The 24,841-nt window shown below is 74.1% G+C and carries 26 protein-coding genes; 18 read left to right on the forward strand and 8 right to left on the reverse strand.

Features of this window, described 5'->3' with window-relative positions; translation table 11 throughout:
• Positions 1-167: 167 nt before the first annotated feature.
• Positions 168-590 carry a hypothetical protein gene (locus tag BJ983_RS00880; protein ID WP_179792066.1) on the reverse strand — a complete coding sequence of 141 codons (423 nt, stop codon included), beginning with the start codon at positions 588-590 and terminating at the stop codon, positions 168-170.
• A 61-nt stretch (positions 591-651) separates the two neighbouring features.
• Between BJ983_RS00880 and BJ983_RS00885 the strand changes: the two genes are divergently transcribed.
• Positions 652-2,223 carry an amino acid permease gene (locus BJ983_RS00885; protein WP_218890040.1) on the forward strand — a complete coding sequence of 524 codons (1,572 nt, stop codon included), beginning with the start codon at positions 652-654 and terminating at the stop codon, positions 2,221-2,223.
• 157 nt (positions 2,224-2,380) lie between these two features.
• Here the strand turns inward: BJ983_RS00885 and BJ983_RS00890 are convergent, their stop codons facing one another.
• A complete protein-coding gene (locus BJ983_RS00890) occupies positions 2,381-2,596 on the reverse strand; it encodes a dodecin (protein ID WP_179792068.1) in 216 nt (71 codons plus the stop codon).
• Positions 2,597-3,032: 436 nt separating this feature from the next.
• Between BJ983_RS00890 and BJ983_RS00895 the strand changes: the two genes are divergently transcribed.
• Positions 3,033-4,280, forward strand: coding sequence for an acyl-CoA dehydrogenase family protein (locus BJ983_RS00895; RefSeq protein ID WP_179792069.1), 1,248 nt, complete (start codon positions 3,033-3,035; stop codon positions 4,278-4,280).
• Between the two features lie 280 nt (positions 4,281-4,560).
• On the opposite strand, the gene BJ983_RS00900 is transcribed toward BJ983_RS00895, so the two are convergent.
• Positions 4,561-4,917, reverse strand: coding sequence for a nuclear transport factor 2 family protein (locus tag BJ983_RS00900; protein ID WP_179792070.1), 357 nt, complete (start codon positions 4,915-4,917; stop codon positions 4,561-4,563).
• A 303-nt stretch (positions 4,918-5,220) separates the two neighbouring features.
• On the opposite strand from BJ983_RS00900, the gene BJ983_RS00905 reads away from it, so the two are divergent.
• A complete protein-coding gene (locus BJ983_RS00905; RefSeq protein WP_218890042.1) occupies positions 5,221-5,505 on the forward strand; it encodes a hypothetical protein in 285 nt (94 codons plus the stop codon).
• A 55-nt stretch (positions 5,506-5,560) separates the two neighbouring features.
• On the opposite strand, the gene BJ983_RS00910 is transcribed toward BJ983_RS00905, so the two are convergent.
• Both BJ983_RS00910 and BJ983_RS00915 read right to left on the reverse strand, forming a co-directional pair.
• Positions 5,561-6,865, reverse strand: a complete 1,305-nt coding sequence (locus tag BJ983_RS00910) for an MFS transporter (protein WP_179792072.1) — start codon at positions 6,863-6,865, stop codon at positions 5,561-5,563.
• Positions 6,862-8,037 (reverse strand): LLM class flavin-dependent oxidoreductase, encoded by a 1,176-nt coding sequence (locus BJ983_RS00915; RefSeq protein WP_179797236.1) that lies wholly within the window; start codon positions 8,035-8,037, stop codon positions 6,862-6,864. The genes BJ983_RS00910 and BJ983_RS00915 overlap by 4 nt, the downstream gene beginning before the upstream one ends.
• A 299-nt stretch (positions 8,038-8,336) precedes the next feature.
• Here BJ983_RS00915 and BJ983_RS00920 point away from each other — a divergent pair, with 299 nt between their 5' ends.
• From BJ983_RS00920 to BJ983_RS00990, 15 genes are all read left to right on the forward strand, one after another.
• On the forward strand, positions 8,337-9,290 hold the full coding sequence (locus BJ983_RS00920; RefSeq protein ID WP_343053588.1) for a LysR family transcriptional regulator: 954 nt from the start codon (positions 8,337-8,339) through the stop codon (positions 9,288-9,290).
• 92 nt (positions 9,291-9,382) lie between these two features.
• Positions 9,383-10,699 (forward strand): FAD-dependent oxidoreductase, encoded by a 1,317-nt coding sequence (locus BJ983_RS00925; protein WP_179792074.1) that lies wholly within the window; start codon positions 9,383-9,385, stop codon positions 10,697-10,699.
• Positions 10,692-12,392 carry a dihydroxy-acid dehydratase domain-containing protein gene (locus BJ983_RS00930; protein WP_179792075.1) on the forward strand — a complete coding sequence of 567 codons (1,701 nt, stop codon included), beginning with the start codon at positions 10,692-10,694 and terminating at the stop codon, positions 12,390-12,392. The genes BJ983_RS00925 and BJ983_RS00930 overlap by 8 nt, the downstream gene beginning before the upstream one ends.
• 88 nt (positions 12,393-12,480) lie before the next feature.
• Positions 12,481-13,761, forward strand: a complete 1,281-nt coding sequence (locus BJ983_RS00935) for an aconitase X (protein ID WP_179792076.1) — start codon at positions 12,481-12,483, stop codon at positions 13,759-13,761.
• Positions 13,758-14,207, forward strand: a complete 450-nt coding sequence (locus BJ983_RS00940) for an aconitase X swivel domain-containing protein (protein WP_179792077.1) — start codon at positions 13,758-13,760, stop codon at positions 14,205-14,207. Before BJ983_RS00935 ends, BJ983_RS00940 begins: the two co-directional genes overlap by 4 nt.
• On the forward strand, positions 14,204-14,665 hold the full coding sequence (locus tag BJ983_RS00945) for a Rieske 2Fe-2S domain-containing protein (protein ID WP_179792078.1): 462 nt from the start codon (positions 14,204-14,206) through the stop codon (positions 14,663-14,665). The genes BJ983_RS00940 and BJ983_RS00945 overlap by 4 nt, the downstream gene beginning before the upstream one ends.
• Positions 14,662-15,774: an amidohydrolase family protein gene (locus tag BJ983_RS00950; RefSeq protein WP_179792079.1), complete on the forward strand. Its 1,113-nt coding sequence runs from the start codon at positions 14,662-14,664 to the stop codon at positions 15,772-15,774. Before BJ983_RS00945 ends, BJ983_RS00950 begins: the two co-directional genes overlap by 4 nt.
• Complete coding sequence (locus tag BJ983_RS00955) at positions 15,771-16,853, forward strand: amidohydrolase family protein (RefSeq protein ID WP_179792080.1); 1,083 nt, start codon at positions 15,771-15,773, stop codon at positions 16,851-16,853. The genes BJ983_RS00950 and BJ983_RS00955 overlap by 4 nt, the downstream gene beginning before the upstream one ends.
• Entirely contained in the window at positions 16,850-17,905 is a 1,056-nt protein-coding gene (locus BJ983_RS00960) for an ABC transporter substrate-binding protein (protein WP_179792081.1), read from the forward strand. The genes BJ983_RS00955 and BJ983_RS00960 overlap by 4 nt, the downstream gene beginning before the upstream one ends.
• The gene (locus BJ983_RS00965) at positions 17,902-18,777 is read left to right on the forward strand and encodes an ABC transporter ATP-binding protein (RefSeq protein ID WP_246325502.1); all 876 of its coding nucleotides are present in this window, start codon (positions 17,902-17,904) and stop codon (positions 18,775-18,777) included. Before BJ983_RS00960 ends, BJ983_RS00965 begins: the two co-directional genes overlap by 4 nt.
• The gene (locus tag BJ983_RS00970) at positions 18,777-19,619 is read left to right on the forward strand and encodes an ABC transporter permease (RefSeq protein WP_246325503.1); all 843 of its coding nucleotides are present in this window, start codon (positions 18,777-18,779) and stop codon (positions 19,617-19,619) included. Before BJ983_RS00965 ends, BJ983_RS00970 begins: the two co-directional genes overlap by 1 nt.
• A 154-nt stretch (positions 19,620-19,773) precedes the next feature.
• Positions 19,774-20,826, forward strand: a complete 1,053-nt coding sequence (locus tag BJ983_RS00975) for an aromatic ring-hydroxylating oxygenase subunit alpha (RefSeq protein ID WP_179792083.1) — start codon at positions 19,774-19,776, stop codon at positions 20,824-20,826.
• Positions 20,827-20,870: 44 nt separating this feature from the next.
• The gene (locus tag BJ983_RS00980) at positions 20,871-21,047 is read left to right on the forward strand and encodes a hypothetical protein (RefSeq protein WP_343053590.1); all 177 of its coding nucleotides are present in this window, start codon (positions 20,871-20,873) and stop codon (positions 21,045-21,047) included.
• The gene (locus BJ983_RS00985; RefSeq protein WP_179792085.1) at positions 21,044-22,036 is read left to right on the forward strand and encodes a 2Fe-2S iron-sulfur cluster-binding protein; all 993 of its coding nucleotides are present in this window, start codon (positions 21,044-21,046) and stop codon (positions 22,034-22,036) included. Before BJ983_RS00980 ends, BJ983_RS00985 begins: the two co-directional genes overlap by 4 nt.
• 5 nt (positions 22,037-22,041) lie before the next feature.
• Positions 22,042-22,824, forward strand: a complete 783-nt coding sequence (locus tag BJ983_RS00990; RefSeq protein WP_179797240.1) for an IclR family transcriptional regulator — start codon at positions 22,042-22,044, stop codon at positions 22,822-22,824.
• 47 nt (positions 22,825-22,871) lie between these two features.
• Here the strand turns inward: BJ983_RS00990 and msrA are convergent, their stop codons facing one another.
• The 3 genes from msrA to BJ983_RS01005 are packed head-to-tail and all read right to left on the reverse strand — an operon-like array spanning position 22,872 to position 24,796.
• On the reverse strand, positions 22,872-23,390 hold the full coding sequence (msrA, locus tag BJ983_RS00995; protein ID WP_179792086.1) for a peptide-methionine (S)-S-oxide reductase MsrA: 519 nt from the start codon (positions 23,388-23,390) through the stop codon (positions 22,872-22,874).
• A gap of 56 nt (positions 23,391-23,446) precedes the next feature.
• Positions 23,447-23,641, reverse strand: coding sequence for an Lsr2 family DNA-binding protein (locus tag BJ983_RS01000; protein ID WP_179792087.1), 195 nt, complete (start codon positions 23,639-23,641; stop codon positions 23,447-23,449).
• Positions 23,642-23,701: 60 nt separating this feature from the next.
• Positions 23,702-24,796, reverse strand: coding sequence for an LLM class flavin-dependent oxidoreductase (locus tag BJ983_RS01005; RefSeq protein ID WP_179792088.1), 1,095 nt, complete (start codon positions 24,794-24,796; stop codon positions 23,702-23,704).
• Positions 24,797-24,841 lie beyond the last annotated feature (45 nt).

Genomic DNA, 24,841 nt, shown 5'->3' on the forward strand with positions numbered 1-24,841 from the left:
AATGTCCTCCCGGTCGGTACGGATACGACGGGGGAGACGGCCTACAGCCCCGACGGCGACCCACGGCCGTCGAGCCAGCGGCGCGACACGAGCACGATCACCCGGCCACCGTAACCACGACGGAGCCGTCCGTGCAGGTGAGCACCTCCACCGCCGGACCGGGAATATCAGTGGTCCTTTCCGTGACCCTTCCCGTGTCCCTTGCCCGGGCCGTCGTCCTTCGGGCCCTTGCCCTTGTCCTTCCCCGGCCCGTCGTCCTTCCCGGGGGATGCCTTCCCGACGTCGGGTCGGGGCGCGACGCGCGGTCCGTCGTCCGGTCCGTCGTCCGACCCGTCGCCCGCGGGCGCCGCGGCCCGTCGCGGGGCGGCGGTGGTCGGGTCGGGCGCGTCGTCGGCGACCGGCGTCGGCGCAGCGGTGGTGGGAGGTGCGACTCCCGCCGGCACGATCGGCGCCCCGGCGGCCGGCAGCACCGCCGCCGGGGCCGGGACCGCATCCGTCGTCGGGAGACCCACCGCGAGGACGGTCGCGACACCCGCCGTCAGGAACACGCCTGCGGCCGTCGCCGCGAGCCGGGGCCAGGTCCACCTCATGGGTGAGCAGGGAACCACATCGGTCCGGTGCGCCCCGCCCGCACGGGGTAGTCCGCGGTCCGTGAGTACGACGGTCGGCGACGAGGTCGCCGCGGAGGAGGGCCGCCTGCGCCGCCACCTGGGCGTGGGCGGTCTGTCCGCCATCGGTTTCTCGAACATCGTCGGGTCGGGCTGGCTGTTCGCCGCGCTCTACGCCGCGCAGATCGCCGGGCCCGCCGCCCTGGTCGCGTGGCTGGTGGCGGGCGTGCTGGTCACGCTCGTCGCGCTGGTGATGGTGGAGCTCGGCGCGACCCGGCCGGAGGGCGGCGGGACCGTCCGCTGGCCGCTCTACGCGAGCGGTCGGCTCACCGGCACCGTCATCGGGTTCTCGGTGCTGCTCTCGGTGGGCGCGACGTCCGCCGAGCTGACCGCGATCGTCCAGTACGCCGGCTACTATCTGCCCTGGCTCTACGCCGACGACGCGCTGACCGGCGCGGGCGTGCTCTTCGCCGTCGTGCTGTCGGTGCTGCTCACGGCCCTGAACTGGTTCGGCGTGAAGCTGTTCGGGCGGGTCAACACGGCGGTGACGGTCGTGAAGGTCGCCGTCCCGCTGCTGACCGTCGTCCTGCTGCTGGCCTCCGGCTTCGACTCCGCCCGGCTCACCGACCACGGCGGCTTCGCCCCCTACGGCTGGGGCGCCGTGCTCTCCGCGTTGGCCGGCGGCGGGATCGTCTACTCGCTCAACGGGTTCCAGGCGCCGGTCGACTTCTCCGGCGAGGCGCGCAACCCGCAGCGCACGGTGCCGCTCGCGGTGCTCGGCTCGATCGGGCTCGCCCTGCTGCTCTACCTCGGGCTGCAGCTCGCGTTCCTCGGCGCCGTCCCCGCGGACGCCCTCGGCGCCGGCTGGCAGGGCGTGAACTTCGAGTCGCCGTTCGGGCAGCTCGCGGTCGCGCTGAACCTCGGGTTCCTCGCCGCCGTGCTCTACGGCGACGCGGTCGTCTCGCCGGGCGGCTCGGCCTTCGTCGGCGTCGCGGTCGACGCGCGCCACACCTACGCGCTCGCGAAGAACCGGCTGCTGCCCCGGGCCCTGATGGCGGTGCACCCGTCGTCGGGAATCCCGCGCCGGGCCCTGCTGCTCAATCTCGCCGTCATCGTGGTCTACCTGCTGCCCTTCTCCGGCTGGCAGTCGATCGTGTCGGTGATGGGCACGCTGTACCTGCTGCTCTACCTCGCGGCCGCGGTCGCCGCGGAGGTGTTCCGACGACGGGAGCCCGGGCGGCTCTCCGGGTGGGTCCCGGGGCTGCGGGTCATCGCGCCGGTGTCGTTCGTGCTGGCGACGCTGTTCGTCTACTGGTCGGGCTTCTCCGACCTGCGTCTGGCGCTGCCGCTGACCCTCGTCGGGGTGCCGCTGTTCGTGGTGCTGTGGCGGCGGGAACGCGCCGGGTCGCTGGTCGAGGAGCTGCGCCGCGGCGCCTGGCTGATGGTGCACCTGCTGGTGCTGATCCTGCTGTCGGGGCTCGGTTCGTTCGACGGGCTCGGTGTGCTGCCGGCGCCGTGGGACAGCGTCGTCGTGGCCCTATGGGCGGCGCTGGTGTTCCCGGTGGCCGTGCGCTCCGGCGTGCGTGAGCCCGACGCCGTCCCCGCCCGAGCATGATCACGTCGAGGGGACGGTCAGGGCTGATGTCGGTCTCCGGAACAGCCATGACGGTCCACTCGACGTGATCATGGTCGACGTCAGGCGGCTGACAGCGTGTCCACGCCGCGGGGTCGGCCCTCGGCCTCGCGGCGGGCGACCTCGGCGCGGACCCGGCTCACTTCGTGTCGGTGAGCGCGAACCCGACCTTGAGGGTGACCTGCACGTGACCGACCTCGCCGCCCTCGACGTGCCCGCGGATCTCGGTCACCTCGAACCAGTCGATGTCCTTCAGCGTCGCCGATGCGCGTGAGATGGCGCCGCGGATCGCGTCGTCGACGCCCTTCTCCGAGGTGCCGACGATCTCGGTCTTGCTGTACGTGGTGTCCGCCATGGGAGAGCTCCTGGGGGTCAGGGGGATCGGGCACATCGTCGCCCGGCCGGGCAACGGTCATCACTCGGGCGTAGTCGGAGCAAGCCGGGAGGACGCGGATGTGACCGCGACCTCTCTCCGGGGAGAGATCCGTTGACAGGGCCGCGGGGCCCCGGTTCGGTGATGGCTGTGACCCGACCGACCGAGGTGCTGATCCCGGCACTGCTGACGTCGCGTCTGCACGTCGACCTGCTGCTGGTCTGCTCCAGCGCCTGTCGCCCCTGACCTCGACGGTCCCCGGCGCCCTCTGAGTGCGCCGCTCCACGCGCGTCGTCCGCGCGATCTCCCCGGCGTCCCCGCACGCCGTTCCCCGGCCCGGGGCCGCACCGCCGTGCGCGCCCCGCGGCCCGTCCCCGCGCGCGCCGACGTCGCGCGCACCCCTGGTGGAAGGACACCCATGACCGAGGTACTCGAGCCCTTCGTGACCGCCGCCCGCGACGGCGGTGCCGACTTCGCGGCCCTCCCGACCCCGACCACGCCCGCCGAGTGGCTGGAGCGGGCCCGCCTGGTCCGCCGCATCCTCGAGGTCGACGCCGCGGAGCGCGACGCCGCCGGAGCGACCCCCTACGACGAGGTGGCCGTGCTCAAGCGGTCCGGCCTGGTCACGCTGCTGGGTCCGGTGGCGGAGGGCGGGGGTGGCCAGGAGTGGCCGCTGGCGTACCGGGTGACCCGGGAGGTCGCCGCCGGCGACGGCTCGATCGGGCAGCTGCTCGGCTACCACTACCTGTGGTTCTGGGCCGCGCGGCTCGTCGGCACCCCTGAGCAGATCGAGGCCGTCGAGACGCAGGCGACGGCCGAGCAGTGGTTCTTCGGCGGGGCGGTCAACCCACGCGACGACGACGTGGTGATCCACGACGAGGGCGACGAGCTCGTCTACCACGGCAAGAAGTCGTTCTCGACCGGCAGCAACGTCTCCGACGTGACCGTGCTCGAGGGCGTCGTCTCCGGCACCGAGACCCACGTCTTCGCGATCGTGCCCTCGAAGCAGGAGGGCATCGTCTACCACGACGACTGGGACAACATCGGCCAGCGGCTGACCGAGTCCGGCGGGGTCACCATCGACGGCGTGCGGGTGCCGTGGGCCGCGGCGGCGGGGTTCCGCGACAAGGTCTACCAGCCGCGGGTCTACAACACCCTGAACGTCCCGGTGATCCAGCTGGTGTTCGTCAACTTCTACCTGGGGATCGCGCGCGGCGCGCTCGACACGGCCGCGGAGTACACCCGCACCACCACGCGCCCGTGGTTGCACGGCGGCCAGGAGCGCGCCACCGACGAGCCGTACATCGTCGACGGCTACGGCGACCTGACGGCGAAGCTCTGGGCGGCCGAGGCCCTCGCCGACGCCGTCGCGGACGAGCAGCAGGAGATCCACCGCGACCCCGACGCCCTGACCGAGCAGGCGCGCGGCGAGCACGAGGTCCGGGTGGCGGCCGTGAAGGCGGTCGCCACGAACGTCGCCCTCGCCGCCTCCAACGCGATCTTCGAGCTCACCGGGGCCCGCGCGACCCGGGCCTCCCTGGGCTTCGACCGGTTCTGGCGCAACGTCCGCACGCACTCGCTGCACGACCCGGTCGCCTACAAGCGCCGGGAGGTCGGCCGCTTCGTACTGACCGGCGAGCTGCCCCAGCCGACCTGGTACAGCTGACGCTTCCGGGCCCACCGCCGGCCGGCCCGCGCCCTCGGAGCCGGTCCGTGGTGCGCCGGCGGGATCTCCGTGGTGTGGTGGCCGGGAGGTCCCGCCGACGGCACGTGATCATCCGAGTCAGCGCGACTCGGACGCGCCACGGCGGATCCGCGATCGGACCGGCCGGCCACCGGCGCCGAGCGCACCACATCATCCAAGTCGCCACGACTCGGATGGTCCCGCCGGCAGCACGCCGGGTCCCGAGAAGGTGTCGGAACCGAGGTCCGAGCGTCCGAATTCGCTACGTCTTGGCGGGGACCGGCGTGCCCTGGTGGAACAGCACCCGCCAGGGCCCGCCGGGCTCCCGTCGCCAGACCGAGCTGCGCAAGGTCGTCCGTTCCTGACGACGGGTCCGGTAGGTCACCAGCACGACGTCCTCCGCGAGTCGGACCGCCGCCTCGTCGGAGACCTCCAACGGCTCGTGGTCGGCGGCGAACACGACCGCGAGGACGGACTCGCGGTCCCACTCCTGCCCGGACGCCCCGTACTCGCGGAAATCCGGGTCGATCAGCGGACCCGCCAGCTCTCGGGACCGCCGGACGTCGAGGTCGAGCAGCCGGAGTTCGAGGTCGAGGACCGTGCGCAGCTCGTCGTCCATCCGGCCACCCTGGGCGCCCGCCGGCGAACCGGCAACGCACCCGGCCGTCATCACCGAGCCGGAATCGCAGGGCCTGGTGGACCGGCGCGGCGCCGTGTCAGAGTGATGACGTGGGACCCGGATCGCGACTCGTGCGCCGCACGTACGTCGATCTGCTGCGCGTCGTCTCCGCGGGGTGTCGGGCGAGCTGAGCTCGCCGCCCGACCCGCCGGTCCGTCCGCGGACCGCCCCTCCGTGAGGATTCTCGTGCCCACGTCCCGTCCTGCCACGACCACCGCCACCATGCGTCCACGTCGACCGGCGGTGCCGGACCCGCTCGCGCGGGCCGTCGCCACCGGGCTCCGGCAGCTCCGGGCGCTCGACGTCGAGGGCACCCGCGAGCGGTGGACGCGCTGCCGCACGGTGGAGACCGCCCTGCGCGCCGCCCTCGACGAGCAGCTCACCCTGGGCCCCTCCGACGCGGTGCCCGCCGTCACGATCGCCTGCGCCTACCTCACGGCCACCGACGTGGAGGAGGCGTGCGCGGCCCTGCTCCTCGCCGCCGACCGTCTGCGGGCAACGAGCACTCGGACCGGCCCACCGTCGTGAACGAGCGGCACTTTCGCAGCATCCAGGTGTGCGACAGTGCCGCTCGTTCACTGCCTCACAGGTGCTCCAGCGGCCGAGCCTTCAACGCCGCCCAGATGCTGACCAGCGCTGCGACGAACAGGTAGCCCGCCGCGTACCAGGGTGCGCCGCCGCCGAGGGCGAGCAGCGAGGTGAGGATCAGCGGGGTGAGCCCGGAGGCGTAGATCCCGCCGCCCTGGAAGGCGAGCGACATGCCCGTGTAGCGCGTCCTCGTCGGGAAGATCTCGGCGAACAACGTCGACTCGGCGCCGCTGGTCAGCCCGTAGGAGATCCCGAGCATCACGATCAGCACGAGTCCGACGACGACCGTCGAGCCGGTCCCGAGCAGCGCGAACGCCGGGAACACGCCGACGGCGAGGATCGCGCAGCCGATCGCGAAGACCCGGCCGCGGCCGATGCGGTCGCCGAGGAACCCGGCCAGCAGCACGACGAAGGCGCTGACCACGGCGGCGACGGTCACCGCGATCAGCATCTCCGAGCGCGGCAGCTTCAGCGTCGACACGGTGTAGGTGAGGACGAAGACGCCCCACGTGTTGAACGACGCGCCCTCGGCCCAGCGGGCGAGCAGACCGAAGCCGAGGTTGCGGCGCGACTCCGGGTCGCGCACGACGTCGACCACCGGGACGCGCGACACCTCCGCGGACTCCTGCATGCGGCGGAAGGCCGGGGTCTCGAGCACGGCGAGGCGCACCACGAACCCGATGATCACGAGCACGACGCTGGCCACGAACGCGATGCGCCACCCGTAGTCGAGGAACGCCTGATCGTCCATCAGTGCGCCGAGCAGGGCGAACGCGCCGGTGCCCAGCGCGAGTCCCAGCCCGAGCCCGATCTGCGGCGTCGCGCCGTAGAGGCCGCGCTTCCCCGGCGGGGCGTACTCGACGGCCATGAGCACGGCGCCGCCCCACTCGCCGCCGATCGCGATGCCCTGGATGACGCGGAGCAGCACGAGCAGGATCGGCGCGGCCACGCCGATCGCGGCGTAGGTGGGCAGCAGACCGATCGCGGCGGTCGAGAGTCCGGTCAGGGCCATCGTCACGATGAGGGTGCTGCGCCGACCGACGCGGTCCCCGATGTGCCCGAAGATCAGCCCGCCGATGGGGCGGGCGACGAAGCCGATCGCGAAGGTGGCGAACGAGAGCAGCGTGGCCACCGTCGGGTCGCCGTTGCCGTAGAAGAGCTGCGGGAAGACGATCCCGGCGGCCGTGGCGAAGAGGAAGAAGTCGTACCACTCGATGGTCGTCCCGATGAGGGACGCCGCGAGGACGGTGCGGCCTTCCTTCGTCGTCGCCAGACGAGCGGTCTCGGCGGTCGCGGTCACCGGGAGGACCCCGCGAAGGGCACGGACGCGGCGGGGGCGTGGAGGGCGCGGGCGGCCTCGGACCCGGCGGCCGGGGTCCAGAGCCCACGGCGGCCGAGCTCGGCCAGCGGACCCTCGCCGACCCAGTAGGCCTCCTCGAGGTGCGGGTGGCCGGAGAGGACGAACTCGGTGATGCCGAGGTCGTGGTACTCGACCATGCGGTCGGCGACCTCGGCATGGCTGCCGACGAGCGCCGTGCCCGCGCCGCCGCGCACCAGGCCGACACCGGCCCACAGGTTGGGGGAGACCTCGAGGTCCCCGGCGGTCTTCGCCCCGCCGTCGTGCAGACTCCGCATCCGCTGCTGCCCGACCGACTCGCTCTTCGACAGCCCGGCCTGGACGTTCTCGATCATGTGGTCGGGGATGCCGCGCAGCAGTTCCTCGGCCTGCGCCCACGCCGCGTCGGAGGTGTCGCGGGTGATCACGTGCAGCCGGATGCCGAACCGGACCTCGCGGCCCTCCTCGGCGGCGAGCTTGCGGATCCAGGTGATCTTCTCGGCCACCTGCTCCGGCGGCTCGCCCCAGGTCAGGTACACGTCGACGTGCTTCGCGGCGACCTCGCCGGCCTTCGGCGACGACCCGCCGAAGTAGATCGGCGGCACCGGGTCGGGCACGCGCTCGAGCTGCGCGCCCTCGACGTGGACCTGCTCGCCGTCGAGCGTGACCTCCTCGCCGGCCCAGAGGCGGCGGACGACGTCGAGGAACTCGCCGGTGCGGGTGTAGCGCTGGTCCTTGTCGAGGAAGTCGCCGTAGGCGCGCTGCTCGGAGGGCTCGCCGCCGGTGACGACGTTGACGAGGAGCCGACCGCCGGAGTGGCGCTGGAAGGTGGCGCCCATCTGCGCGGCGAGCGTGGGGGAGGTGCCGCCGGGGCGGAAGGCGACGAGGAACTTCAGCCGCTCGCTCTCGGCGGCGAGCATCGCGGTGGTGAGCCACGCGTCCTCGCACCACGCCCCGGTGGGGGTGAGCGCGCCCTCGAACCCGAGGGTCTCGGCGGCGCGGGCGATCTGGGCGAGGTAGCCGAGCGACGCCTCGCGGGGCGTGCCGGCGGCCGAGGCGGCCATGCCGTGCCCACCGCCGACGAGGCCGCGGGAGTCGCCGTAGGTGGGCAGGAACCAGTGCGCGGTGATCACGATAGGGGAGTCCGTTCCGGGCTGGACGATGTGCGCTCCGCGCTCGTGAGCACTAACGGTCGCTATAGCGACCGTTAGTGCTCACCTGCAGAGCACCTGGCGGCGATCAGCTCGGACAGGCGCAGGTGGTGATCCGCTTGAGGTCGACGTGGCGGCGCTGCGTGAGCAGGCGCGTGCGGTCGACCGTCATGGGTGACCATCCTCCGGTCGCCGGACGAACCCGACAACCCGAGGTGACGTGGACGTCAGGTAAGCGCGGCCGGTTCTCGACGGCGCCGGTCCCCGCCGAGGAGGCTGTCGCCGTGCGGGCACCGTCGACCCATCTGGCCAACCTCGACCTCAACCTGCTCGTGTCGCTGCGCGAGCTGCTCCGCGAGCGGAACGTGACCCGTGCGGCCGCCCGGGTAGGGGTGACGCAGCCCGCGGCGAGTGCCGCGCTGTCCCGGCTGCGTCGCCATTTCGACGACGAGCTGCTCGTCCGGCACGCGGGGGGATACGTCCTGACCCCGCTCGCGGCACAGCTCGCCGACCAGGTCGAGGGCGTGTGCGCCGCCGCGGAACGCCTCTTCGGCACCGGGCACCGGTTCGACCCGACGACCTCGCGGCGCAGCTTCAGCCTGCTCGTCGCCGATTACACCATCGCGGTGCTGGGGACGGCCCTGTCCTCGGCCCTCGCGGACCGGGCACCGGGGGTCGAGCTGCGGCTGCGCCTGGTCCACGAGTCGTTCTCCAACGACATCGGCGAGCGCATCCGGCTGATCGACGGCATGGTCGCCCCAGCGGCCCCGCGGTTCGACCGCCCCGACCTGCGCTCGGTCCATCTCTTCGCCGACCGCTGGGTCCTCCTGCTCGACGCCGCGAGCCCCGCGGCCGAGGAGGATCTGACCCCGGCCCGACTGGCCGTGCTGCCGTGGATCGTCCCCTTCGCGCCCGACCGGGGCTTCTCCACCGCGGCCCCGCTCACCCGACAGCTGGCCCGTCTCGGGGTCGAGCCCGACACCCGGGTGCGGGTCGAGAGCTACCTCGCCGTGCCCCACCTCGTGGCCGGGACCGACCGGGTCGCGTTGGTCCAGGACCGGCTCGCCCGGGACGTCGCGCCGCGGCTGGGGCTCGTGACGCGCGAGTGTCCGCGGGTCGACGACGAGGAGCGGCCGACCGGGATCGAGGAGCGGCTGTGGTGGCACGCCGACCACGACAGCGACCCGGCCCACCAGTGGCTGCGCGCCCTGCTCGTCGAGCTGACCGCCCGTCTCTGACCCGCTGAGCTGCGGTTATTCGTGCGGTTGATGATCGCTCAGGTCGGTTGTCTATTTCCGTCATGGCTCACGTCACTCCTAGCTTGTGACCCATGCCGCACCCGCTCACCGACCTCCCGGTCCGCACGGTCGTGCGACCCGGACCGGCCCGGCCGACCGACGCTCCCGAGCACGTGGTCACGGCCGACGTGTGCGTCGTCGGGGCGGGCATCGCCGGCGTCTCGGCCGCGGTGGAGTCCGCGCGGCTGGGCCGTGCGGTCGTCCTGGTCGACTCCCTGCCTGTCCTCGGCGGCCAGATGGTGAACTCGCTGATCGGTCTGTTCTGCGGCGTGTTCGGCAACGCCCCGGAGCACCGGCGGCTGACCCACGGGATCTTCGACGACATCCTCGCCGACCTGGGCGCGAGCGGGGACCTGTTCTACCGGGTCGGGCACACGACCACCGTCGGCTACGACGAGGTCCGGCTCGGCCGGTGGGTCGAGGACACGGTCCGCGAGCACGGCATCAAGGTCCTCACCGGGGCGTCGCTCGTCGGCGTCGACCGGGAGGGGGACCGGGTGGTGGGCACCCGGTTCGCCACCCGCTTCGGCGCCGTCGACGTCCGCGCGCACGGCTTCGTCGACGCCAGCGGGGACGCGGCGTTGTGCTGGGCGGCGGGCCTGCCGTGCCGGCTGCCCGACCGGGAGATCTACGGCAGCCAGCAGCTCGTCGTCGAGAACCTCGTCGAGACCGCGGCCCCCGACCCGGCCGACCTCTCGGCCCGGGTCGACGCGAAGGCCGCCGAGTACGGCCTGCGCCGTCACGACGGGCTGGCCTTCTTCTTCCCGGGGCGCGGCACGGCGGTGCTCAACATGACCCACATCGAGGCCCCGCTCGACCCGATCGCCGCCGCCGAGGCCCAGCTGGAGGGCAAGGCCCAGGCCGACCGGGTCGTCGACTTCCTGCGCGCCGAGTTCCCCGAGGTGTTCGGCAAGGCGGCCGTGCGCGCCTACGGGCTGCCCGGCCGGCGCCAGACGCGGTGGGTGGCCGCCGCCCACCAGCTCACCGTCGACGAGGTCCGCGCGGGCATCCGCTTCCCGGACGCCGTCGCGCGCACCGCGTGGCCGATCGAGCTGCACGACAGTCCCGCGGGCTACGTCTGGGAGACCTTCGACGCGGACCACCTGCACTACGTGCCGCTGCGCTCCATGGCGCCCCCCGACGTCACGAACGTCCTCGCGGCCGGTCGCTGCATCGACGGGGACGCGGCCGCGCTGTCCAGCGTCCGCGTGATGGGGCCGTGCGCCGCGATGGGGCACGCGGCCGCGCACGCCCTCGACATGGCGGGCCCGGACGGCAGCGTCCACACCGTGTCCGCCGAGCGGGCCGGCGAGCTCGTCGCCCGGGTCCGGGTGAACGTCGATGACTGAGCCGGACCCGTCGGCCGCCCGGCCCCTGCGCTCGGTCCACGCCCCGGGCAGCGTCCGCTGGGCCACGCGCCGTGCCCAGTGGCGCGCCCTCGGCCTCACCGACGCCGACCTCGAGAAGCCCAAGATCGCGGTCGTCAACTCCTCCTCGGACATGGCGATCTGCTTCTCCCACCTCGACGAGATCGCCGCCCGCGTCAAGGCGGGGGTGCGCGCCGCCGGCGGGCTCGCCTTCGAGGCGCGCACCGTCGCGCCGAGCGACTTCCTGCACGCCGCCGGGCACGGCGGCGGCTACGTGCTCTCCTCCCGCGACCTGATCGTCGCCGACGTCGAGGTCGCGGTGGAGGGGGCGCGCCTCGACGGGATGATCTGCCTCGCCAGCTGCGACAAGACCACGCCCGCCCACCTGATGGCCGCCGCCCGCCTCGACGTCCCGACGATCGTCGTGGCCTGCGGCTACCAGCCCGCCGGGCGCCTGCGCGGCGAGCACTGCGACATCGAGGACGTCTTCCTCCACGCCTGCGGGGAGCCCTCGCCGACGCTGACCGCCGAGCTCACCGCCATGAGCGACGTCGCCGTCGGCGGACCGGGCGTGTGCGCCGGGATGGGCACCGCGAACTCGATGCACGTGGTGGCCGAGGCGCTGGGGATGGCGCTGCCCGGGACCACCCCGGTCGCGGCCCGCTCCGACGCGATGTGGGCCGCCGTCGACGCCGCCGCGGCCCGGATCGTCGCGATGGTCCATGAGGACCTGCGGCCCCGCGCCCTGATCACCGCGGCCGCCGTCGGGAACGCGGTCCGCGTGGCGCTGGCCGTCGGCGCCTCGATCAACACCGTCAAGCACCTGCAGGCGGTCGCCGTCGAGGCCGGGCTGGACCTCGACGTGCTCGACCTGTTCGCGACGGCGGGGGCCGACACCCCCGTGCTCACCGACGTCCGGCCGAACGGGCCGCGCTCGATCGAGGAGTTCGAGGCCGCCGGTGGGGCGGCCGCCGTCCTGGCCGAGCTCGGGGACCGCATCGACCGCACCGCGGCGACCGTCTCCGGCGCCACCCTCGCGGAGGACCTCGCGGGCGTGGCCTCCCGGGACCGGTCGGTGATCCGGCCGGCGACCGAGCCCGTCGTCGACGGACCGCTGGTCCTCGTCCTGCGCGGGTCGCTCTGCCCCGACGGGGGCATCGTCAAGCTCGCCGCCGACGCGCCGGTGGGCACGGCCACCCGGCCCGACGAGTTCACCGGGCCGGCCCGGTGCGCGGACAGTCAGGAGGAGGCGCTCGCGCTGCTCGCGGCGGGACGCCTCACGGCGGGCGACGTCGTGGTGCTGCGGGGGCTCGGCCCGCACGGCCGCCCGGGGATGGGCATGGCCTCCCAGATCGTGTTCGCGCTCGACCGGGCCGGGCTCACCGGTCGGGTCGCCGTCGTCACCGACGGGCAGCTCTCCGGCCTGGTGAACCGGGGCGTGGTGGTCGGCGAGGTGCGCCCGGAGGCCGCGGACGGCGGCCCGCTGGCCCGCGTCCGCGACGACGACCTCGTGCGGATCGACCTCCGGGCGCGGACCTGCGACGTCCTCGTCGATCCCGCCGAGCTCGCCGCCCGCGACCCGGCCCCGGCCGCGGACCACGCCGAGACCGGCTGGCTCTCGGTGTACCGGCGCACCGCCCGGCCCCTGCAGGACGGGGCGGTCCTGCGCCCCTGACGTCCGGCGATCCCACCCACCCCAGGAGGTCGGCACCGATGCCGCACCCGAACCACCTCGAGGCGCCTCCCACGCGGGCGGTGACCCGATGATCCTCACCGACGACGAGCAGCGGATGCGCGACGGGGCGGACGGGCCGGCCACGGCGGCCGCGATGGACCTGCTGGTGCGCTACGGCGAGGCCCTCGACGCGGAACGGCTCTGCACCGTCCGCAACGTCGCGGGCACCACCACCCAGCCCTCCCCGGTGAAGGCCCGCCTGGTGGCCGAGGGTGGCTGGGACCGGGCCTTCTCGATCATCAACCTGGACGCCGACGAGACGCTGCCGATCCCGCCGATGGCCGTCCCGACCTGCCAGCTCCAGCAGGGGTTCGGGCCGGACTCCGTGGGGACGGTGCCCTATCCCGAGGAGTTCGTGCAGCTCCAGAGCGGGGGAGAGGCGTTCATGGGGGCGCGGGGGGTCTCCGTGCTCGCGACCTGCACGCCCTACCAGGTCGGCAACCTCCCCGTCCGCGGCGAGCACTGCGCCTGGATGGAGTCCTCCGCCGTCGTCTACGCCAACAGCGTGCTGGGGGCGCGGACGAACTGCGAGGGAGGTGCTTCCACCGGGGCGGCCAGCCTGACCGGGCGCATCCCCTGCTGGGGCAACCACCACGACGAGCAGCGCCGCGGCACCCACCTTGTGCGGGCCACCACCCCGGTGGCGTCGTTCCGCGACTGGGGGCTCCTGGGCTACTTCGTGGGTGACGTCGTCCAGGAGGCCCGTCCGGTCGTCACCGGCGACCTGGCCCTGCCCGACCTCACCGACCTCAAGCACTTCGGGGCTGCCGCGGCGTCGTCCGGCGGGGTCGAGATGTACCACGTCCCCGGGGTGACCCCCGAGGCGCCGACGGTGGAGGCCGCGTTCGGCGGGGGCCGGGTGCCCGACGCCGTGGTGTTCGGCGAGGCCGAGAAGCGAGCCGCGTACGCCCGGCTCAACGACCAGGGCTCCGACGAGGACGTCGACTTCGTGCTCCTCGGGTGCCCGCACGCCTCGCTGGACCAGATCCGCGACATCGCGCGGGCCCTCGACGGCCGCCGCCTCGCCGCGGGCACCGAGCTGTGGGTGATGGCGCCGCGGGCGCTCGCCGCGGTCGCGGAGCGCTCGGGCCACACCGCGGTGATCGAGGCCGCCGGGGGCCGGGTGCTCACCGACTCCTGCCCGGCGATGTCGCGCACGGCTCCCGTCGGCACCCGGACCTTCGCGACCGACTCGGCGAAGCAGGCGCACTACCTGCCGGCCATCCTCGGGATCGGCGCCTGGTTCGGGACCACGGCCGAGTGCGTCGACGCCGCGGTCACCGGCCGCTGGCGCGGTGAGCTCCGATGAGCGCGCCGCCGACCGCACTGCCGCGGGTCGTGCTGCGCGGGCGCACCGTCGTCCCGGGCGTCGTCACCGGCGAGGTCCTGGTCTCGCCCGAGACGATCTCGGGCTGGGGCGGGATCGACCCGGCCACCGGGACGATCATCGAGGCCCGCCACCCGCTGGCCGGGGTCTGCTTCTCCGGGCGCATCCTGGTCTTCCCCGGCGCCAAGGGCTCCTCGGGCTGGTCGGGGTTCTTCCAAACGACCCGGCTGCTCGGGACCGCGCCGATCGGGATGATCTTCGCGGTGACCACCACGAAGGCGGCGCTCGGCGCGGTCGTCACCCGCGTGCCCGCCCTCGCCGACCTCGACGACGACCCGGTCGCGGTGCTGCGCACCGGCGACCGCATCCGGCTCGACGCCGACGCGGGCGTCGTCGAGCTCCTCGAGCGCACCGGGGAGGCCCCGTGAGGATCGCGGTGATGGGCGCCGACGAGCTCGCGCCCGGCGAGCACCGGGTGGTGCAGGTGGGCCGCCGCTCGATCGGGATCTTCCGGGTGGGCGACCGCTACCACGCGCTGGCCGACCACTGCCCCCACCAGGGCGGTCCCCTGTGCCGGGGCCGGGTCGCCCCGGTGGCGGTCGCCCCGGCCCCCGGCGAGGTCGCGCTCGACCCGGACCGGGTGTTCGTGGCCTGCCCCTGGCACGGCTGGGAGTACGACGTCACCACCGGCCGGTCCTACGTCGGACCCGGCGACGCGCCCGCCCGCAGCTTCCCGGCGGAGGTCGTGGCGGTGGACCCCCGGACCGGGCGCGTCCCGGGTCCCTACGTCGCGGACACGTTCGACGTGTCCGTCGAGAACCACGTCGTGGTCGTGGACACGACCGCGCGCCCCCGGCCCGACGACGTGCAGGAGGACCCCGCATGACCACCACCCTCGCCCGGGACGCGGGCGCGGCGTCGCCGCGTCGTCGCGCCCGCACCCCCGTCGTGGACGCCGACATCCACCCGGCGGTCACCCCGGCCCGGCTCGCGACCGAGCTGCCCGCACCCTGGGCGCGGCGCTTCGAGCGCTTCGGGGTGCGGGGCGCGGCCCCGCCCGCGATCTACCCGCGGGTGCGCAACGGCGGCATGCGGGCCGACGCGCATCCCGCGTCGGGGCCTCCCGGCAGCGACCTCGGGCTGCTGCGCGAGCAGCTGCTCGACCCCTACGACGTCCTCGCGGGCGTGCTCATCCCGCTGCAGGGCCACACCTGGGGCGCGGAGGAACCCGCGTACGCCGCGGCCCTGTGCCGCGCGCTCAACGACATCCAGGTCGCCGACTGGCTCGACCCCGAACCCCGGCTGCGCGCCAGCATCTGCATCGCCCACGAGTCCCCGGAGCACGCCGTCGCCGAGATCGAGCGGCGCGCGGGGGACCCCCGCTTCGTGCAGGTGCTCTTCCCCAGCGGGACCCACCTGCCGGTCGCCGACGCGAAGTACCGGCCGATCTACGCCGCCGCGGCCGCCGCCGGGCTCCCCGTCGGCATGCACCTCGGCGGCACCGAGGGGCACCGCGGGGACGGCTGGCCGTCGTTCTACCTCGAGCAGCACGGCTGGTACGGCAACGCGATGGCGATGGCCCTGACCGCGCTCGTCGCGGGCGGCGTGTTCGACGACCACCCCGGCCTGCGCCTGGTCCTCGTGGAGGGCGGCATCACCTGGCTGCCCTCGCTGCTGTGGGGACTCGACGAGGGCTGGGCGTGCTTCCGCGACGACGTGCCGCGGGTGGTGCGTCCCCCGTCGGAGATCGTCCGGGAGCACTGCTGGTTCACCACCCAGCCGATCGACGAGCCGGAGAACCTCGCGCACCTCGCGACGACGCTGCGCCACACCGGCATGCTCGACCGGCTCCTCTTCGCCTCCGACTACCCGCACTGGGACTTCGACGACCCGGTGACGGCGCTGCGGGTGCTCCCCGCCGACCTGCGCCGGCCGATGATGGCCCGCAACGCGGCCGCGCTCTACGGTCTCGAGCTCCCGGCGGGCACCCCGTGAGCGCCGGCGTGGTCGACGCGGACACCCACGTCGCCCCTGCGTCGTGGGCGGACCTCCTGCCCCACCTGCCCGCCTACTGGCGCGACTACGTCGAGGGCGCCGCGTTGCGCCTCGACCCGGTCCAGGCCGGCGCCTACCCGCCCGGCGCGGTCACCGGCGCCGCCCCCGCCGACGTCGAGACCCTGCGGGCGCAGGTGCTCGACGTGCCCGCGCCCGGCGGGGCCGCGGTCACGACGGCGGTCCTCACCGCGACCTCCGCCTTCGACGTCAGCCGCAACCCCTACTTCGACGCGGCCCTGTGCCGCGCGCTCAATGACTGGGTGGCCGAGCGGTTCCTCGACCACGACCCCCGGGTGCGCGCGAGTGTCGCGGTGCCCTCGGTCGACCCGGAGGCGGCGGTCGAGGAGATCCGTCGTCGCGCCGGGGACCCCCGCTTCGTCCAGGTGCTGCTGCCGGTGCGCGGCCACGACCACCGCTACGGCCACCGTCGCTTCCTGCCCCTGTTCGAGGCGAGCGTCGAGCACGGCCTCGCGGTCGCCCTGCACGCCTGGGGGCGGGCGGGCAGCGCGGCGACCACCACCGGGTTCACCCACACCTACCTCCAGGACTACCTCGCCCAGGGGCAGATCGCACAGGGCCAGCTCACCAGCCTCGTCGTGGAGGGGGTGCTGGGGCGGCTGCCCGACCTGCGGGTGGTCGTCGCCGAGTGCGGCTTCTCCTGGCTCCCGCCCCTGCTGTGGCGCCTGGACAAGGAGTGGAAGGGCATCTGGCGGGAGGTGCCGTGGGTGACCCGGCCGCCGTCGGAGTACCTCCGCGAGCAGGTCCGGTTCACGTCCACCCCGGCGCACCTGCCGACCGCGCGCCCCGAGCTCGACGAGGCCCTCGAGGTGATCGGGCCGGGCGAGCTCGTCCTGTACGCCGGCGACCACCCGCACGTCCACGGCGACGGGACCGCGCGCCTGCTGGCCGCTCTCGGCCCGGCCGACCGCGCCGCCGTGCTCGGCGGCACCGCCACCACCTTCCTGCTCGACCCGGCCGCCCGGTCGGCGGCACCCCGTCCCCAGGAGGCCCACCGATGAGACCGATCCGAATGTCCCGCAGCCGGGTGCTGCGCGCCCTCGCCGTGGCCCTCGCCGCGGTAGCGGTGCTCACGGCGTGCGGCGGGGCGGGAGACACCACCGACGACGGCCGCCAGCGGATGACCTTCCTCAACATCCTGCCGCTCGAGTCGTTGTCGTACTCGGCCGAGCTGATCGCCGACACGAAGGGCTTCTTCGCGGCCCGCGGGCTCGACGTCACCTTCGAGACGACCCAGGGCTCGGCCCCCGCCATCCAGACGGTCCTCGCCGGCTCCGCGGAGATCACCCGCATCGGCGACATCGAGACGATGATCGCCGCCGGGAAGCGGGGTGCCCCCCTCGTCGCGGTCGGGGAGGCCATCCACCGGGGCACGCTGCGCATGGTCTCGGCCCGCGACGACGCGATCACCGAGGCCGGGCAGTTCCGGGGCAAGCTCGTGGGGACCCCGTCCGAGGGCGGGACCAGTTCGATCACCCTCGACCTCGTCGCCGGCTCGGCGGGCGTCCCGCCGGCCGAGGTGCGCCGCCAGGTCGTCGGCCTCGCCCCGGGCGTGTTCGACCTGCTCACCACGGGGCGCATCGACGCCTACATCGTCTCCCTCGACACGTCCGTGCAGTTGCAGCGCACCCGGCCCGAGGCCGTCGTCTACGACCCGAATTCCGCCATCAGCGCGGGCGCCCAGGTCTACGCCACCTCGCGGGCGACCGCGCAGGACCCCGCGGAGCAGGACAAGCTGCGTCGCTACATGGCCGCGATCGACGACGCGGTGCGGTTCATCGCCGCCGACCAGGCCACCGGGTTCCAGGCCACGATGGCCTCGATCTCCTCGAAGTACCAGGTCCCCGCGCTCGGCGATCCGGAGACGGCGCGCGAGGCGCTGCGCGGCTACGTCGCGTCCTACACCGGTGGGGAGACCTCCGTCGGCATCTCCCCGCAGCGCTGGGAGAGGACCTACCAGGAGATCGCCGGGATCGGGCAGTTGCCTCCGGGGCTGGACCCGGCGCAGTGGCTGGTCGCCGGGATCGCGCCGACCGGGACCGTGACCCGATGAGGACGGGAGCACCGATGAGCCAGGAGACGTTGGTCCACCACACCGATGCCGGACCGCAGCGCGACCGCGGAACGGCGGGGGCGGGCGGCCGCGCGGTCGGCCTCCGCGTGTCGGGCGTCGACAAGGTCTACCCGACGCGCCGCGGGGAGGTGCACGCGCTGTCGGGCATCGACCTCGAGATCGGCGTGGGCGAGTTCGTGTCGCTCGTGGGCCGTTCGGGGTGCGGGAAGACGACGCTGCTGCGCGTGTTGTCCGGGCTGCTGGCCCCGACGGCGGGTGCGGTCGAGGCGGGCGGCCGGTCGGCCTGGGTGAACGGGCGGCGCGACGACGCCGTGTTCGCCGAGTTCGGGCTCGTCTTCCAGGAGGCGAACCTCTTCCCGTGGTTCACCGTGGTCGACAACGTCGCGCTCCCGCTCAAGCTGCGCGGTGTCGCGAAGGCCGAGCGTCGGGCGCGGGCCGCCGAACTGTGCGCGACCGTGGGGCTCGTCGGCTTCGAGGACTCCTACCCGCGCGAACTCTCCGGCGGGATGCGCCAGCGCGCCGCCATCGCGCGGGCGCTGGCGTGCGACCCGTCCGTGCTGCTCATGGACGAGCCCTTCGGGGCGCTCGACGCCATGACCCGCGACCGGATGAACCTGGAGCTGCAGCGGATCCACGCCGACTCGGGCGCGACGGTCGTGTTCGTGACGCACTCGATCAACGAGGCGGTGTTCCTCGCCGATCGCATCGTGCTGCTGACCCCGCGGCCCGGCCGCATCCGGTCGATCACGCCCGTCACCCTCCCGCGGCCGCGATCGGTCGAGGTGGAGGCGACGGCGGAGTTCGGCGAGCTCGTCGTCGGGCTGCGCCGCGAGCTGGACGAGGAGGACTGATGACCACGATCGAGCACACCGACGGCGCCCCGGCCCCGACCGCGGACGCCGGGGGTGAGGGCGAGTCGCCGTGGATGCGGCGGCTCCCGTGGATCAGCGGCCCGGTGATGCTGCTCGTGCTGCTGGGCGGCTGGCAGTTCGCGGTGTCCGTGGTCGGGGTGTCGGAGTTCATCCTGCCCGCACCGGGCGCGGTGGCGGGCGCGCTGGGGACGCTGCTCGCGAGCGAGGACATCTGGGGCCACGTCGGCATCACGCTGTTCGAGGTCCTCGCCGGCTTCGGGATCGCGCTCGTCGTGGGTGTCGCCGTGGGCGCGGTGCTCGGCCGGATCGCGTGGCTGCAGCGGGCCGTGCAGCCGGCGCTCGTGGCCCTCCAGGTCGTGCCGAAGGTCGCGTTCGTGCCGATCTTCGTGATCTGGTTCGGCTTCGGCCCCACGTCGAAGATCATCATGGCCGCGCTGCTCGCCTTCTTCCCGATCATGCTGAACGTGATGCTCGGCGTGCGCTCGGTCGACCGCGGGCACCGCGACGTGATGCGCGGGCTCGGCGCCGGTCGATGGGCGACCTTCCGCAACATGGAACTGCCCACGACACTTCCCTACGTGTTCACGGGCGCCGAGGTCGCGATCGTGTTCTCGGTGATCGGCGCCATCGTGGGTGAATACCTCGGCGGCAGCGAGGGGCTCGGATTCCTCGTGGTGTCGAGCCTGAACGCCCTCGACGCGCCTCGTCTGTTCGCCGTGATCGTGTTGTTGGCGGTGCTGGGATCCCTGCTCTACGTCGCCGTGACGACGGTCAAGAAGCTGGTCATCCCCTGGCACGACTCGGTGCGCACCGGGGTCTGAGCAGGCGCTGCGCCCGTCGACGGACCCGGCCCCCGAGGGTCGGGTCCGTCGATTCGGCGTGCCCGGTCGCGAGCGGGAATTCGGCGGTCGGACAGTTTTCCGACATGTGGGACGGAGGCTGTGGAGGGTGCCCGGCGCGCCGCACGATATCGACATGACCACCACGATTCCCCGCGAGCAGTGGTACGTCGCCGCCTACGGGGTCGAGATTCGGGACGAATTGTTCCACCGCACGATCGCGGGGGAGTCCATCCTGTTCTGGCGCACCGCCGAGGGAACGGTCACCGCGGTCTCCGACCGGTGCGTCCACCGCCGCTTCCCGCTCTCGCAGGCGCCGACCCGCCTCGTCGACGACCAGGTGATCTGCGGCTACCACGGCTTCACCTACGGCAGCGACGGCCGGTGCACCGCCGTCCCGGGCCAGACCCGGGTGCCGCGGACGGCCCGCCTCACCTCGTACCCGATCCGCGAGCAGGACTCCCTCGTCTGGGTGTGGATCGGCGACCCGGCCCGGGCCGCGGACACCCCGATCCCGCGGGCACCGTGGCTCGACGACCCGGCCTGGACGGTCGTCCGCGGGCTCGAGCCGCTCGCGGCCCGCTTCGGGCTGCTGGTGGACAACCTCCTGGACCTCTCGCACGAGACCTACCTGCACGGCGGCTCCATCGGCACCCCGGAGGTCGCCGGGACCCCGATCACCACCGAGGTCGACGACGAGGCGGGCGTGGTCCACGTGAGCCGGCACATGGACGACGCCGAGTGCCCGCCCTTCTACGCCCGCTCCACCGGGCTCCGCGGCCGGATCTCGCGATGGCAGGACATCGAGTACACCCCGCCGTGCCTCTACCTCCTGCACTCGCGCATCGCCCCGGTGGGGAGCGTCCCCCGCCCCGACGGCACCGACCCGGACGCCTTCCACGTCGAGGTCGTCTACGCCATCACGCCGGAGACGGAGCACTCCACGCACGACTTCTGGATGGTCGCCCGTGACTTCGCGCTCGACGACGCGGAGGTGTCGGCCTTCCTGGCCGAGCAGAACCGGGCCGTCGTCCGCCAGGACGTCGTCGCCCTCGACGTGCTCGAGACCGTCGTCGCCACCGACCCCGAGGGCGCCCAGGAGCTCTCGATCAACATCGACACCGGGGGCCTCGCCGCGCGGCGCCTCCTGGCCCGCCAGCTGGGCGCCGGCGCCGGGGGTGTCCGGTGACGGCGGGGCCGGACCGAGTGCCCCTTGGGACCGCGAGGATCCGGGTGGTGTGGCTGCCCGGCGACGACCGGCTCCGGGGCACCTGTCACTGCGGCTCCGAGGTCGTGGCCGAGGGACCGGTCGAGGTGTGGACGTGGTTGCTCGCCCATCCCGACGGCCACCACGGGGTGGACGGCGCGCACCCGGGGGCACTCGCCGGGACCGCGGGGGTCCCGTGGTGACCGCGTCGACCGCCGTCACCGGTCCGGGATCCGCCGCCGACGGGACGGCGGGACTCGATCTGCTCGTGGAGCGTCGCGAGCTCGTCGCCGATGACGTGGTGGCCCTGACGTTGACCCGACCGGGAGGCGCGGCGCTCCCGGCGTGGACGCCGGGCGCCCACGTCGAGCTGCACCTCGACGGGTTCGTCCGCCCGTACTCGCTCTGCGGCGACCCGCACGACGACCACCGGTGGCGGATCGCGGTCCTGCGCGTCCCCGCCGGTCGCGGGGGTTCCGCCCGTGTCCACGACACGCTGCACCCCGGCGCGACGATCCGCGTGCTCGGGCCCCGCAACCGGTTCGCGCTCCTCTCGGCGCCGAGCTACCGGTTCGTCGCCGGCGGGATCGGCATCACCCCGCTCCTGCCGATGATCGCCGAGGCGGAGACGCGCGGGGCCGACTGGCACCTCACCTACGGCGGTCGGAGCACCTCCACCATGGCCTTCGCCGATCGGCTGCGGGCCGAGCACCCCGACCGGGTCGAGCTGTGGCCGGAGGACACGTGCGGCCTGCTCGACCTCCGCCGGGCGGTCGGCGAGCTCGAGCCGGACGGGCTCGTGTACTGCTGCGGGCCGGCGCCCCTCCTCGCGGCGATCACCGCCCACACGGCCGACCGTCCGCCCGGGGTGCTCCACCTGGAGCGGTTCACCCCGGTCGAGGACGCCGCGGGCGACGAGCGGCGGGAGGGCTTCGAGATCGAGCTCGCCGCCTCCGGCCGCCGCCTCGTCGTCCCGCCGGGGCGCACGGTCCTCGAGACTCTCGAGGACGCCGGCGTCGACATGCTGTCCTCCTGCCGCGCGGGCACCTGCGGGACCTGCGAGACCGGGGTGCTCGCCGGCGAGGTCGACCACCGGGACGCCCTGCTCTCCGCGGAGGAGCGCTCGGCCCACGACACGATGTTCGTCTGCGTCTCCCGCGCCGCCTCCGCGCGGCTCGTCCTGGACCTGTGACCGCCGTGGGCGTCGCGAAGGGCCGGGTGACCGGGCCCGTCGTGGCCCGGGCCTTCAGCGCCCTCGCCGCGTTCGACGCCGAGCACCCGCAGCTCTCGCTCAGCGAGCTCGCCCGGCGGACCGGTCTCCCGATCTCCACGGTGCACCGGCTGGCAGCCGAGCTGCTCGCGTGCGGTGCGCTGGAACGCGGGACCTCGGGCCGGTACCAGATCGGGCTGCGGCTCTGGGAGATCGGAGCGCTCGCCCCCCGCGGCCCCGGGCTGCGCGAGATCGCGCTGCCCTTCCTGGAGGACCTGTGCGAGGTCACCCGGGAGAACGTGCAGCTCGCGGTCCGGGAGGACGACGAGGTGGTCTACGTCGAGCGGCTGGCCGGGTCCCGGGCGGTCCCGGTCCGCACCCGGGTAGGCGGCCGGTTCGCGCTGAGCGCCACCGGCGTCGGCCTGGTCCTGCTCGCGCACGCGCCCGGGGAGGTGGTCGACCGGGTGCTCGCCTCCCCGGTCCCGCGCTACACCCGGCACACCCTCACCTCGACCGCCGCTATCCGGGAGGCCCTCGCCGCCGCCCGTCGTCGGGACTGCGCGGTCAGTGACCGCCAGGTCACCGACGATGCGGTCTCCGTGGCGGCGCCGATCCGGCACGGCAGCGGGCCCGTAGTGGCCGCGCTCTCGATCGTCGCGCACGCGGAGGGCGCCGAGGTGGCCTCGCTCTCGGCCCTCGTGCGCACCAGCGCGCACGCCGTCTCGCGGGCCCTCGGGTCGGTCCCCGGGCCGCGGCGCTTTGGCGGCTGACGCGCGGAAGGGGCGGGGGACGACGCCCCCGCCCCTTCCCGGACGGATCAGGCCTGGGCGGACGTCTCGGAGCGCCTCGGCAGCTTCCAGTCCGGGCGAACCCAGTGGCAGGTGTAGCCCCACGGCTGGCGGATCAGGTAGTCCTGGTGCTCCGGCTCGGCCTCCCAGAAGTCACCGGCCGGCTCGACCTCGGTGACGACCTTGCCCGGCCACAGGCCGGAGGCGTCGACGTCGGCGATGGTGTCCTCGGCGACGCGCTTCTGCTCGTCGGAGGTGTAGTAGATCGCCGACCGGTAGCTGCGGCCGATGTCGTTGCCCTGCCGGTTGCGCGTCGACGGGTCGTGGATCTGGAAGAAGAACTCCAGGATCTCGCGGAAGGAGATCTTCTCGTTGTCGAACACGACCTCGACGGCCTCGGCGTGGTCGCCGTGGTTGCGGTAGGTGGCGTTCGGGACGTCCCCGCCGGAGTAGCCGACGCGGGTGGAGATGACGCCGGGCCGGCGACGCAGCAGGTCCTGGGCGCCCCAGAAGCAGCCGCCGGCGAGGATCGCGGTCTCGGTGGCCATGAAGGTCCCTTCTCTCGACTCGTCGTGCACAACGGATCCGGGAGCCCGAGCCTTCCCTATTCGCGGCTCTGGCGCCGCCGGTACTGGTCGACGATCCCGGGCGGGAGGGGCCCCGACGACGAGACGGGCAGGCCCCGCTCGCGGGCCCACATCCGCACCGACTCGACCCAGCCGGAGATGGTGCCCGCGCGGGTCGGTTCGTCGGCGTCGCGGCGGGGCAGGGGCGTGATGGGCTGGCGTGGTTCGGTCATGACCGGCACCTCCGATGACGTCGTCGTCACGTCCCTCCACACGTACGCCTGTGGTCGCGATCACACAACCACGCTGTCCACCTCCGAGCGGACGAGCGGCAGCAGGTCCCGGCCGTAGGCGGCGACGTCGTCGAAGGGGTCGTAGCCGCGCAGCAGGAACGTCGTCACCCCGATCCCGACGTAGTCGAGCAGGGCCGCGGCCACCGTCTCCGGGGTCCCGACCAGGGCCGTCGAGTTCCCGGCGGCGCCGCTGGCGGCCGCGGTCGGCGTCCAGAGGCACCGGTCGTGCAGCTCGCCGCGCTCCGCGGTGGCCATCAGCCGCTGCGACCCGACGTTCGTGCGCGTCGTCTCGTGCTGCTGCCGGTTCGCGCTGCGCCCGGTGAACGAGCCGCCGCCCCCGCCCGCGGCGACGATCCGGTCGAGCACGTCGTGCGCCCGCTCCCACGCCTGCTCCTCGGTGGCGCCGAGGATGGGGCGGAAGGACACGGAGATCCCCGGCATCTCGGTGCGTCCGGCCGCCCGCGCGGCGTCGTGGACCGAGGCGATCTGCTCGGCGGTGTCGGCGAGCGGCTCGCCCCACAGCGCGAAGACGTCGGCGTGCTTCCCACCCACGCGGTAGGCGGACGCGGACGAGCCGCCGAAGAAGACCGGGATCGGCTGCTCGGGGCGGACGTCGGTCTGCGCATCGGTCACGTCGTAGAACTCGCCGTGGTGGTCGAACGGCTCGGTCGCGGTCCAGGTCCGGCGCAGCACCTCGAGGTACTCGTCGGTCCGCCGGTAGCGGCCCTCCTTGTCGACGTGGTCGCCGTCGCGGGCCTGGTCGGCGTCGCTGCCGCCCGAGATGGTGTGCACCGCGACCCGCCCGCTGCCGGCGAACGCGTCGAGCGTGGCGAAGGACCGGGCCGCGAGGGTGGGCGCGACGAACCCCGGCCGGTGGGCGATCAGGAAGCCGAGCCGGTCGGTCGACGCGGCCAGCGCGGCGGCCACCTGCAGCCCGTCGGGGGAGGAGGCGCTGTGCCCGACGAGCACCCGGTCGAACCCGGCCTCCTCGTGCGCGGCGGCGAACCGGCGCGCGAACCCGACGTCGAGAACGGGTCCCGACGGCGGGTGGATCTCCGAGCCGTACCGGGTGCTGAGCTGTCCGATGAACTCCACACGTGGGGGTGGCTCCGCCCCGTGAGTACTAATCCGTGCCGGAAC

Source organism: Actinomycetospora corticicola (assembly GCF_013409505.1).
GTDB classification, from domain to species: Bacteria; Actinomycetota; Actinomycetes; order Mycobacteriales; family Pseudonocardiaceae; genus Actinomycetospora; species Actinomycetospora corticicola.